At 57.2% G+C, this 10142-nt stretch carries 13 protein-coding genes; 3 read left to right on the top strand and 10 right to left on the bottom strand.

Annotated elements, in window-relative coordinates; translation table 11 throughout:
• Positions 1-80: 80 nt before the first annotated feature.
• The 3 genes from J4E70_RS18935 to J4E70_RS18925 are packed head-to-tail and all read right to left on the bottom strand — an operon-like array spanning position 81 to position 3540.
• The gene (locus J4E70_RS18935; protein WP_213891462.1) at positions 81-986 is read right to left on the bottom strand and encodes a fumarylacetoacetate hydrolase family protein; all 906 of its coding nucleotides are present in this window, start codon (positions 984-986) and stop codon (positions 81-83) included.
• Complete coding sequence (locus J4E70_RS18930) at positions 983-1918, bottom strand: ketopantoate reductase family protein (RefSeq protein WP_213891460.1); 936 nt, start codon at positions 1916-1918, stop codon at positions 983-985. Before J4E70_RS18930 ends, J4E70_RS18935 begins: the two co-directional genes overlap by 4 nt.
• Positions 1915-3540: a trimethylamine methyltransferase family protein gene (locus J4E70_RS18925; RefSeq protein ID WP_246531874.1), complete on the bottom strand. Its 1626-nt coding sequence runs from the start codon at positions 3538-3540 to the stop codon at positions 1915-1917. Before J4E70_RS18925 ends, J4E70_RS18930 begins: the two co-directional genes overlap by 4 nt.
• A 38-nt stretch (positions 3541-3578) precedes the next feature.
• Between J4E70_RS18925 and J4E70_RS18920 the strand changes: the two genes are divergently transcribed.
• Complete coding sequence (locus J4E70_RS18920) at positions 3579-4451, top strand: LysR substrate-binding domain-containing protein (protein WP_213891458.1); 873 nt, start codon at positions 3579-3581, stop codon at positions 4449-4451.
• A gap of 27 nt (positions 4452-4478) precedes the next feature.
• Here the strand turns inward: J4E70_RS18920 and J4E70_RS18915 are convergent, their stop codons facing one another.
• The 6 genes from J4E70_RS18915 to J4E70_RS18895 form a co-directional block, all read right to left on the bottom strand.
• Complete coding sequence (locus J4E70_RS18915) at positions 4479-4772, bottom strand: Type 1 glutamine amidotransferase-like domain-containing protein (protein WP_213891456.1); 294 nt, start codon at positions 4770-4772, stop codon at positions 4479-4481.
• A gap of 41 nt (positions 4773-4813) precedes the next feature.
• On the bottom strand, positions 4814-5008 hold the full coding sequence (locus tag J4E70_RS19780) for a hypothetical protein (RefSeq protein WP_485062662.1): 195 nt from the start codon (positions 5006-5008) through the stop codon (positions 4814-4816).
• Positions 5009-5329 carry a P-loop nucleotide/nucleoside kinase family protein gene (locus J4E70_RS19775; RefSeq protein WP_485062661.1) on the bottom strand — a complete coding sequence of 107 codons (321 nt, stop codon included), beginning with the start codon at positions 5327-5329 and terminating at the stop codon, positions 5009-5011. It lies immediately after the preceding gene.
• Positions 5330-5413: 84 nt separating this feature from the next.
• Entirely contained in the window at positions 5414-5923 is a 510-nt protein-coding gene (locus J4E70_RS18905; protein ID WP_213891455.1) for an anthrone oxygenase family protein, read from the bottom strand.
• Positions 5924-5987: 64 nt separating this feature from the next.
• Positions 5988-6416, bottom strand: coding sequence for a DUF4345 domain-containing protein (locus J4E70_RS18900; RefSeq protein ID WP_213891452.1), 429 nt, complete (start codon positions 6414-6416; stop codon positions 5988-5990).
• Positions 6417-6444: 28 nt separating this feature from the next.
• Positions 6445-7272 (bottom strand): Rossmann-fold NAD(P)-binding domain-containing protein, encoded by an 828-nt coding sequence (locus J4E70_RS18895; protein ID WP_213891450.1) that lies wholly within the window; start codon positions 7270-7272, stop codon positions 6445-6447.
• Between the two features lie 227 nt (positions 7273-7499).
• Here J4E70_RS18895 and J4E70_RS18890 point away from each other — a divergent pair, with 227 nt between their 5' ends.
• Positions 7500-8498 carry an AraC family transcriptional regulator gene (locus J4E70_RS18890; protein WP_213891448.1) on the top strand — a complete coding sequence of 333 codons (999 nt, stop codon included), beginning with the start codon at positions 7500-7502 and terminating at the stop codon, positions 8496-8498.
• A gap of 245 nt (positions 8499-8743) precedes the next feature.
• On the opposite strand, the gene J4E70_RS18885 is transcribed toward J4E70_RS18890, so the two are convergent.
• Positions 8744-8968 carry a hypothetical protein gene (locus J4E70_RS18885; RefSeq protein ID WP_213891446.1) on the bottom strand — a complete coding sequence of 75 codons (225 nt, stop codon included), beginning with the start codon at positions 8966-8968 and terminating at the stop codon, positions 8744-8746.
• 101 nt (positions 8969-9069) lie between these two features.
• Here J4E70_RS18885 and J4E70_RS18880 point away from each other — a divergent pair, with 101 nt between their 5' ends.
• Positions 9070-9963 (top strand): LysR substrate-binding domain-containing protein, encoded by an 894-nt coding sequence (locus J4E70_RS18880; protein ID WP_213891445.1) that lies wholly within the window; start codon positions 9070-9072, stop codon positions 9961-9963.
• The last annotated feature ends 179 nt before the right edge of the window (positions 9964-10142 follow it).

The following is a 10142-nucleotide window of genomic DNA, read 5'->3' as shown; positions in this document are numbered from 1 at the left end:
TCAATGTTTGGCTCAGGCAATACAACCGGATAAGACCACATCACGCATTGAACATGCGCCCGCCAGTGCTTGAAACCTTATTAGAGAAAACGAAAATTACTGGTACTGAAATTGGGGGCTAGACACTGACGCTCGGAGCCAGCGCAGACCGAATTGACTAATGTACCAGCGGAACCGATCGAGACCTCCACAATATCTCCGGCAGTGAGATAGCGTTTCGGATTGCGGCTTCCACCGGTCCCGTCCGGCGATCCGGTGGCAATGACATCGCCGGGCCGCAACGTGAACAGGTGTGACGCATAGGCGATCTGTTCGGCGATCGAGAAAACCATCTCGCGACCAAACGCCTGTTGCACGACCTCGCCATTCAACGCGACGGTCAGCTCCAGATCCTGCGGAGGCGGCAGCGCGTCGGCGGTTGTGATCCACGGCCCCCACGCACCCGAACGGGCAAAGTTCTTTCCTGCGTAAACAGAGTGTTTTTGCCAGTCGCGCACCGATCCATCATTAAATGCGGCATATCCCAGAACGTAGCCCATTGCGTCTTCGAACGGGACATGGCGCGCCGTGCGACCGATGACGACGGCGATCTCGCCTTCATAGTCAAAGCTGTTTGCCGCGGTGCCCGCCGGTCTTTCGAGCGCTTCACCATGCGCCAGCATCGCCTCGCGTTCTTTGCCAAAGAGGTTGATGTTGTCCGGATCCGGAGGGGTCACCCCATCGACCGGATAGGGTTTGCGATAGTTCATGCCAACGCAAATGATCTTGCGAGGGTTGGGGATGGGTGGAAGAAAGGTGATATCTGAGACTGGAACAGGGGCATTACTGGCACTTTCCTGTTGCAGCAGCGCCAGCGCATCGTCATCCAGCACGTTGCGCAGTGTCGGGTATCTGGCTAGAAAATCCGCACATGCCGGGGTGACGGATGGGCCGGAAAACACACCATAAAGCGGCCTGTCGCCCAGAAGAAATGATCCGATATTCATGTCGGTGCCCCCGCAAATTGACTTTCACGCTGCCGCAGGATCGCCGTGAGTGTGTCGTTGTAAGGGGTTGGCACACCGACCTCGCGGCCCAGAAAGGGGACAATGCCGTTGATCGCATCCAGTTCCGACGCGCGCCCCGCCATGTGATCAAGCAGCATCGACGGGCGCGCCTTTGGCATCCCGATACCAAAGGCGGTGACATACGCCACAGGGTCATCGAACCCCAAAGGAATACCCTTGGCGCGGGAGATCACAAAAGCCTCGTTCATTGCGCCAAGCGCGATGACCCAGTGCTCGGGATTGGTCATCAGCTCGCCAACAGTTTCATTGAAAACCGTGCAAGGCCCGCTGAAGGTCACATTGCATAGGAACTTTTCCCAGATCAGTTGGGTGATGTTTTCAAATGCGCGGGCATCGAACCCAGCGTCCTGCCAGACCTTTTCCACCTCGATCAGACGCGGTGTGATACCACCACCCAACTCTCCGATACGGATCAGCTTCATGGCGTTGTGATGGGCGTGGCCCGGTCCTTTCATCGACGCACCAAACCCGTCGGCGACCCCCAGCAAAACATTGTCCGCTGCGATATGTTGCCTGATCCGGTCGCCAGATCCAAGCCCATTCTGGATGGTCAGGACCAGCGCGTCGGGACCAATCACTGGGGCGGCGGCCCGTGCGGCAGGCCCCACCCCCGACGCCTTGGTGGCAATCAGGCACAGATCACAGGGGCCGACATCTGTGACGTCGCTTGTCGCCCGGATCGACTTGACCACCCGGTCGCCACTGGCACCTTCCAGCCGCAGGCCTTGCGCGTTGATGGCATTGACATGTTCCGCCCAGGTATCGACGGCCCAGACCTCGTGCCCGGCATCGGCAAGCAACGCGGCATAGACCGAGCCCATCGCACCGACGCCCATCACCAGAATTTTCATGATTGGCGCATCCTTTCCTGTGGTAGCCGGATATCGAAACGCGCCCGCAGGTCCCGATCCAATTCAGGAGAAATGTAGCTGGGGAAATGGTTTGCCAGCGTGGTTTCGGCGGTGCGGCGGGCTGCACTGTTGATGGTCGGCGTGCCGCTGGCAACCCACGCTTCTGGGGCTTGCCGATCCGCATGTGCGGGGTAAACGAAATCCGACTTCATCCTTGCGTAAGTCTCCGGATGGCCGAGAAAATGGCCCTCGCCGCGTACGGTCTGGGCAATCACGTCGACGGCGAGCGTCTGGTCATTGACCTCGATTGGTGAGGCGGCGCTGAGAATAGCACCCAGCATGTCATTGTCGATGACATAGGCCTCGAACGAAGTCGCCATCAACCCGGCCTGCGTCCCTGCGGCTTGGGTCACCAGATTTGCACCAGCCTGAACTGCCATGGTAACTGAGAGTGCCTTTTCATAGCCAGCCTGCCCATCGGCGATCTTGCTGTCGGTGGCCCCTGCAATTGTCGAGTTCGGTAGTTTGTAGTACTGTGCCATTTGTGTTGCTGCAGCCGTCAGAATGGCCTGTTCACCACTACCGCCCGCCATACCACCCGAGCGCAAATCGGTCACCATCGGGCGGGCGCCATAGATGGCCGTCACCTCTGGGTTTGCGATCCAGGCAAGAACCATACCCGCCAGTGTCTCGGCATTGGTCTGGGCCAGGCAACCGGCGATCGTGACCGGGCTCGATGCACCCATTTGTCCGAAAGTGTTGACCATGACCGGCAGGCCAAGACGGGCACCGGTCAGCAGGACGTCGCAGGCCTCCGGGTCGAACCGAAGGGGCGGCACCGCGTGGTTGATATTCAGCGACAGGAAGGGCCGTGCATAAAAGGCTTGAGCTGACCCTGCCAGAAGAAAACACATCTCGGCAATGGCGCGCACATGGGCGGCTTCGCTCGCCGAAGTCATGACGTGCTTGGAGGTGCCGGTCAGGGCGGCATAGGCGGTGTTGATATCCAGATCCCGAGCCGTCTCTATGTCACCAGCAATCATCGAACGCGAGAAAAACTTAACGTTATCAAGCGTGTCAACAAGGCGGGCCGCATCGTAGAGATCGGCCAGTGTCGCCGGGCGATATGATCCGTCCTGCAGGTCGACAACCATGGGCGACGCACCGCCCGACCCGGTGTGGACCCTCGCCGTGGTCATTTCGATGTCGTGGACCGGGTTCCGACCGCACAAGGTGAAATCACGGCGAAGCCCACAGAGCGCCTGATCGACGAGGGATTGCGGGAAAAGAAGCCGCCTGTCCTCTGTCACGCGCCCGCCTCGGGCGACCAACGCCTCGATCGTTGAAGGGGAGGCATCGCTAAGCCCGACCTGCTCAAGGATATCACGAGATGCGGCATCGATGCGGGTCATGTCGTCTGCGCTGAGCGGTCTCAGGTGCCCGGTCACGGGGGCACTCCGATGTGCCGCCGGTGCAGTATCGCTTTTCTGGCGTCGGCGTCGGCGTGGGGAGGTTTTGTTCATTTTCCCGATCTCTTTCAGCTCACCTGCAAACCTTGCAATGGTAAACTCTCTCGACAAGTAAATTGTCGGGGCGATATAGATAAAGAAAACAGTATCCATGGGGGTGGCCTTTGCAGCGAAGCGCCAGAAACTTGCCTTTGACGGCCTTGCGCACATTCGAAGTCGCGGCGCGCAGGCTCAGCTTCAAAGAGGCCGCGGACGAGCTTTGTGTCAGTGCCACAACTGTCAGCAACCAGATCAGGCAGCTTGAGGCGGACTGGAAATGCAAGCTGTTCATTCGCAAGACCCGAGCTGTGGTTCTTACCGATGAAGGCCGATCCCTCAGTCAGGTCGTGACCCGTGCCTTTGACGATATCAGGGCCGAGGTCGAGGTGCATATGAACCCCGGGCGCAAATCCGTCACGCTGGCTGTTGGCCCAATATTCGGGTCGCGGTGGCTAGTACCAAGATTAGAGCGCTTTCGACAAATGTACCCCAGGATCGACCTCGTCCTGCACGAAAGCCCAAGGATCACGGATGCGGCGATGATGACATCCCACCTTGCCGTCGATTGGGGCACCGGGGACTGGTCTGGGCTAAACAGTCAAAAACTGCTCGACATCACTTATGCGCCGGTTGTTCGGGCCGATCTGGCCGAAGCCTTAGGAGGTCTGACAACGCCCGCCGATCTTGCTCGGTTTCCTTTGATCCACCAGCGCGACAAATCGGAGTGGACGGCTTGGTTCAAACTGGCCGGTGTCGGCGAATTCGACCCGGTGGCTGAAACTAAGATCCGCGATTCCAACCTAGTGCTTCAGGCCGCCCTTGACGGTCAAGGGGTGGCGCTGGGGGTGTTCCCATTTGTGCGCGAGGATGTTGAGAGCCAGCGGTTGGAAAAACCCTTTGACATAGAGCTGATGCCTGAGCGATCATTCTTTTTGCTGAGCCGCCCCAGCAGCCCGAGAACGCGTGAAGTCTCGGTCGTTCAGGACTGGATTCTTGGCGAAGCCGCGAACTCATCCGAGCGCTAATAGCACCTCGGTTGCCCCTGTTGTCGTTCAACTGACGCAATAGGCACCTGCGCCGGGCGTTACGCTGAAAATCGCCAACGGGCGACCGTTTTCAAACACCACCGCCACGCCACCGTCGATCGCAAGGGTTGTTGGCATCTTTCCCGCCGCGACAGCCATTTGCAGTGCCGCACTATGGTCCGTTTCGGTCGAGTAATGCGGGCAGGCACCCATCGGAATCAGACCCAGACCGGAGATTGGACGCATCGGACCCTGGCCCGAGTTGAAAAGGAAAGCATCGAACCAGCAGACCGCCCCGGCGCTCACACCGGCAAGTGTCACGCCGGTCTGTCCAGGTTACAGTCTTTCGAAACAAAAGGCGGTCATTTTGATAAATCGCGGAAATCTCCGTCTCGATGCTGAATGACGTTGAACCCCTCGTCTTTTGTCGGTGGCACGAAGTGCTTTGCGAATTTGTGAAACTGCTCCTCGGTCACCGAAAATTCGTGTTCACCTTCGGCGTTCCGGGCGTGCAGGCGTTCAAGGCAGACGTCGTCGGGTGGATCAAGGACATGCATCTAGTGCGCGAAACCGCCTTGCTGAACGATGTTCCGCATCCATCGGCGTTGCGCAACAGTATTTGCCGGGAAGTCGAGCACGACCGAAATGCCAACACCCAAGAGTGCCGCGACATGCGGCGCCATGACCGTCGGAAACTTCGATGAATAGTGAAGGTAATCGGCGCCCGTCGACATCTGATCTGCAAACAATGCACCAAGCCATTTGTCTTCTGAGATCAATACAGTGTTCGGCGCTTGCGAGAGTTCAAAAGCGAGGGTGGACTTGCCAGATGCGATCTTGCCGCAAAACATGTAAAGGGTGGGTGAGTGTTCGGCCATGTCGGGTCTTCTTTCCCTTTTTTGTATTTGTCCTTCAGCCACTTTGAGGGACGGCCGCATCGCTCGAAGGCGACCGATCCGAAATCATGCAAGGCGCATCTGCACCCGTGTAAGCCAGACAAGCCCGAAGAGCATCAAGACGGCGCAAAGCGCACAGGCAATTGTTCGCACTGAATTCCAAGTGGTCCAGCGTGGCAGGTAAGTTCCAGTCCAGTAGTCCCTAGTTGCCTCGGAGGTCAGGTCCATGCCTGCAAGTGCTTCGTTCATGGGCACGTTGAAGAACACCGTGACAGCGAAGCAACCCAGAAGGTAGACAAGCGCGCCTGACAAGATCAGCAAGCCCGGACCACCAGCAAGATTGGTCGCGCTGTAGATCACAGTAAAGACCGATACAGCAGCCATCCCGAGGAAGAGCGCCATAAAGATCCACCGGAAGACTTCGCGGTTGATCACTTGCATCGCCTCGACGCCCCCTACGCCGCCCGTATGGGCCAGCGAGCGCATGATGAAGTCGGAAAATGCCAAGAACACACCGCCGACAAAGGCGTAGGCGACGATTGAGAGTTGTAGAAGAATGAAGACAATGGGTGACATGATGAATTTCTCCTTTTTTGGATAGGCAGCGGCGCTTTGAGAGGAATGCGCCGCTGCAGGAAGATCAGGACAGCGCGGGGACGTCAGTAAGGCCGGGCGTTGCGCGCAAGAAGCGTCGGCGGAAGACAATGATGCATAGGATCGCAATAGTTATTTCCAACACGAGCGCACCAATGATGCCGCCCGATGGCATGCCATCAACCGCTAAACCGATCAGACGTCCTGCCGGAAAGGCCAGAAAGACGATCAGTGCTGACGCGACGGCCAGCTGTGCCATGGCAGTGCGCCAGATGCCCGCAATCATGAGGACGCCCAGAGTGACGAGGCCAGCCGCTGGTGCGCGAAGTTCGCTAAGCAAACTGGCGTCATTGCCAAGTGTGATGCCATAGCTGGCATAGAACGCGTGCGGCGCGACCATGATGAACCCGCCGATGCCGACGGCGGTCAGGCCTGAGATACCGAGGGTAATTTTTTCAAGACGTGTCAGTGACATGGAATGTCCTTTCGCTGTGAGGCGGGGGTCACGCGGCGTTGTTCCAAACACCCCAAGAGGCAGCGGCGGTCGCGAATTCGGTAAAGTCGCGAGGCTTGCGGCCAAGGGCGCGTTCCACGCCGTCGCACGTATGTGCGTTGCGTCCATCAAGCGTTTCCCGCGCAATGGCCGTGAAGACATCCGCAACGAAGTCTCCGCCCGCTTGTGCCACGTTGGTGTGGAAATCCTCGAACGAGATGGGGATGTGTTGGATCGGTCGCCCAGTCGCGTTTGCAAGCACGTCGGCCATCTCAGCGAATGTCATCAAGCGCGGGCCAGTGACTTCATATAGCTCGCCCTCATGGCCCTCTTTCATCAGGGCAGCGACGGCTACATCTGCAATGTCATCGATATTGATGATCGGTTCGGCGATGTCACCGCCAGGCATGGGAAGCACACCTGCCAGGATCGGATCGCGCAGGTAGCCCTCGCTGAAGTTCTGCGCGAACCAGGCGGAGCGGACGATCGTGAACGGGATGCCCGAAGCGCGCACGACCTCTTCGCCGAGCCGCGCGTGATGTTCACCGCGACCTGACAGAAGAACGATATGCTTCAGGCCGCTGGCAGCAGCGACCTTGGTGAAGGCTTCAAGTTTCTCGACAGCACCCGGGAAGGCGAGATCGGGGAAGTAGGTCACGTAAGCTTTGGCGGCGCCGCTGAGCGCAGGGGCCCATGTGGCCGGATTTCCCCAGTCGAAAGGAGTTTCCGAGTTTCGCGATCCACGGCGCACGTCAGCACCCTTTTCTTCAAGTTTGGTAGCAACGCGTGAACCCGTTTTGCCAGTTGCGCCGACGACGAGGATAGGTTGGGTGGGCATTTTATTTCTCCTTGGTTGAACTCTGTGACCAAGGAATAGGCCTTGTTGGCGTCTGGAATATTGACCCAGAATGCCAAGGTTTTGACCGCACCTGCCAAAGAACGCGTCAATTGGCTGGTCCGTAGTTCTTTGGAGTATCTGACGGGGAACGTGTTCTGTGACATCGCATAGGATTGCTGATATTGTATTTCTATGAGCCGCATCTAATTAGCGAAACCCTTTTCACAATGGCCTATGTAACTTCCCTTTTCGCACGTAAGATGGTCGCCGCCGCCGGGTCCGCTATCGACTCCAAGACAACGCTTGCGTCAGCTGGAATTGACCATGACGCGCCCTGGGACCCGAAGGTCATGATCCCAGCGGTGACGTATTACGACATGCTCGAAGCTATGGCCAAAGAGGTCGATGTGACTGAGTTGCCCGTGCATGTGGGCGCGTCGATGAAATGCGATGAATACGGAGCCCTTGGCCTTGCGTGGAAAGCGGCACCTACGCTTTATGGGTCCTGCTCACGCATTCAGCGTTATGCGCGCCTTTGGACCGGTGTTGTATCCTACGAGCTGCGCCCGGACCCGCGCGGCACGCTCTTCATCCTGCATCGAGCGGGCGAGCGACGGTTAGGTTTGCGCCTGTCAAACGAGGCCACCTTGGCAAGCGGCGTATCTCTCAGCAGGCAGGTTTGCCCGGTGCCGTTTTCTCCGACCGAAGTGTTCCTTCAGCATCCCGCGCCAAAGTCCAAGGCGTTTCACGTAGACTGGTTTGGCTGCCCCGTCACCTTTGAAGCAGATCTCGATGCGGTTCTGATATCAAACGAAGCGATGGAGCGCCCAAATATCCTCGGAGACGAGGGAATATCGCGCTACCTTATTTCGGATCTGGAAACAGAGCTTTCTGAATTCAAGCCGGTGCCTCCGCTTGTAACCGAAACCAAGGGCGCGATCGCGCAAGCTTTGAATGAAGGCGCACCACTCATGACAGATATTGCAAGGCGTTTGGGATTGAGCGGCCGTTCCTTCCACCGACGTCTTTCCGAGCATGGCCTAAGCTTCCAGACGCTGACCGAGGAAACGCGGCGCGAGCTTGCCGAAGGTCTTTTGCGCGAAGAGGAGTATTCACTCGCGGACATCGCCTTTCTAACCGGGTTCTCCGAACAAAGCTCATTCACCCGCGCTTTCAAACGTTGGCTTGGACAAACACCCGCGAGCTATCGCAAGTCTTACAAGTAAAGACGGGCACGTCTCGTTGCGAACCAATTGTGCAGAAAATTCGCGAAAGCAGGCATCAGTTCGAAACGCAGTATCCGTTACTGAGGGCTCGACTACAGTCGTTCGCCGCGCATTCTCAAATGACTGCCATGCGGGACTTTGCTGCCGTTCCCTGATTTTCTCGGATGCACTCACTGAGTAATGTCTCTCTAGGATTTGAAGTGTTGGCACCAGTTGTCAAAGTGACAAATTATTGTGGTCGGCTTTCAGCAGATTAACGGTGCTCTTGCGACTGTGGATATTTCCAGTTCGTGCTCATCTATCCCCGCATCCTCGCGTAACCGCTCATTTAGGTGGTTCAGGTCAAGTTGCGGCTCAAAAAGCCGCATAAGAGCTTTCAGTGCTTTACGACCACGCGCAGAAAGGGTGAATTTACCCCGCACGTCAGGTGTTTCGACAGCCTCAAACTTGCGTTGATAAATGTTTTCCATGTCTGCCTCCAGTTTCAGTTCGAAGACAGACTGCATCTGCGCGGCCCAATGCTCAAACGCCGTTCCTTGACAACAATTGTTCCAAAAAGTCACAAAGGGGGATGCCTAGGTCTCTTCCTCCCTTAAACGCATTACGCGCCTTCGAGGCTGCAGGTCGGCTTGGCAGCTTTACAAAGGCGGCCAAAGAACTGAACGTGTCGCATTCCGCGATCTCTCGCCATGTGCGCGGGCTGGAGCAACGCCTCAACGTGCATCTCTTTCGCTCAGAGAATATAGGAGTGGCGCTGACTGATCAGGGCCATTCCTACCTTGCAGAAATCACCCCTGCCTTCGACCAGATTGCCCAAGCGACAGAGATGCTATCGGTCTCGCCAGAAGGCGCGGTTACGCTGACGACCGAAAGCACCATCGCCCAGAAGTGGCTGGTGCCTCGGCTCGCCAATCTCAAAAAACTCCACACCGATATTGATCTGAGGCTTTCCGTTGCGACACAGGTCATGGATATTGAAGCGCATGATTTTGACGTTGGGCTGCGTTACTTGCGGAGCGATCCGCCAGCAGGCTATGACCTGCTTTTCCCTTCGATCGTTCGGGCCTATGCGGCACCAGGCTTCGCGCCCATTAATAATGGGACTCTGGACCTTATGTCCCTTGCCAAGGGCCCATTAGTAGAAGAAGCAACATTTCGAATTTGGCCCGAATGGTTCAAAATGGCAGGACTTGAGGACGTCCCGGACCTCGATTTGCCCCACCCACTCAGCGCACTTCTCGCCATCCAATCCGCGGTCGCGGGACTAGGTGCTGTGCTTATGGATGAATGCCTCTGCGAGCCAGAGGTTCAATCGGGCGCACTCGTTGAACTCTCCGACGTCGAAATTCCATTTGGCGGTTACTATCTTGCGGTCAACAGCCGTGCTGGACGACGCAAAGCCGTTCGCGCAGTCCGTCAATGGCTTCTAGATGAACGCGCCAACTCCGAGGGGCGGGAAACTTAAAGGGTTCGTACGCCTACCTAGCTCAGCCTACCAATTTCCTGATCTGATCTGTGCTCTAACGCCGTTTTGATGGGCTGAATGTCGGCGGTGCGGGGGCGGTTTCAACGGGTGGTCGCAACACTTTAGTCTTTTTGGAAAGATGGAGTGTTAGAGATGAAATATCGGACGCGGACGTTTTA

The sequence above is a fragment of the Pseudohalocynthiibacter aestuariivivens genome, from assembly GCF_018457175.1.
Taxonomy (GTDB): Bacteria; Pseudomonadota; Alphaproteobacteria; order Rhodobacterales; family Rhodobacteraceae; genus Pseudohalocynthiibacter; species Pseudohalocynthiibacter aestuariivivens.
The sequence above is the reverse complement of the archived record's forward strand: the minus strand, read 5'-3'. Positions and strand labels throughout refer to the sequence as shown.

What these genes read in the sequence shown, in the direction of transcription:
- J4E70_RS18925 (WP_246531874.1), bottom strand. Translation starts at nt 3,540, where the DNA reads ATGGATACTGTTTTCTTTATCTATATCGCCCCGACAATTTACTTGTCG.
- J4E70_RS18905 (WP_213891455.1), bottom strand. Translation starts at nt 5,923, where the DNA reads ATGTCACCCATTGTCTTCATTCTTCTACAACTCTCAATCGTCGCCTAC.
- J4E70_RS18900 (WP_213891452.1), bottom strand. Translation starts at nt 6,416, where the DNA reads ATGTCACTGACACGTCTTGAAAAAATTACCCTCGGTATCTCAGGCCTG.
- J4E70_RS18930 (WP_213891460.1), bottom strand. Translation starts at nt 1,918, where the DNA reads ATGAAAATTCTGGTGATGGGCGTCGGTGCGATGGGCTCGGTCTATGCC.
- J4E70_RS18895 (WP_213891450.1), bottom strand. Translation starts at nt 7,272, where the DNA reads ATGCCCACCCAACCTATCCTCGTCGTCGGCGCAACTGGCAAAACGGGT.
- J4E70_RS19780 (WP_485062662.1), bottom strand. Translation starts at nt 5,008, where the DNA reads ATGCATGTCCTTGATCCACCCGACGACGTCTGCCTTGAACGCCTGCAC.
- J4E70_RS18885 (WP_213891446.1), bottom strand. Translation starts at nt 8,968, where the DNA reads ATGGAAAACATTTATCAACGCAAGTTTGAGGCTGTCGAAACACCTGAC.
- J4E70_RS19775 (WP_485062661.1), bottom strand. Translation starts at nt 5,329, where the DNA reads ATGGCCGAACACTCACCCACCCTTTACATGTTTTGCGGCAAGATCGCA.
- J4E70_RS18880 (WP_213891445.1), top strand. Translation starts at nt 9,070, where the DNA reads ATGCCTAGGTCTCTTCCTCCCTTAAACGCATTACGCGCCTTCGAGGCT.
- J4E70_RS18935 (WP_213891462.1), bottom strand. Translation starts at nt 986, where the DNA reads ATGAATATCGGATCATTTCTTCTGGGCGACAGGCCGCTTTATGGTGTG.
- J4E70_RS18890 (WP_213891448.1), top strand. Translation starts at nt 7,500, where the DNA reads ATGGCCTATGTAACTTCCCTTTTCGCACGTAAGATGGTCGCCGCCGCC.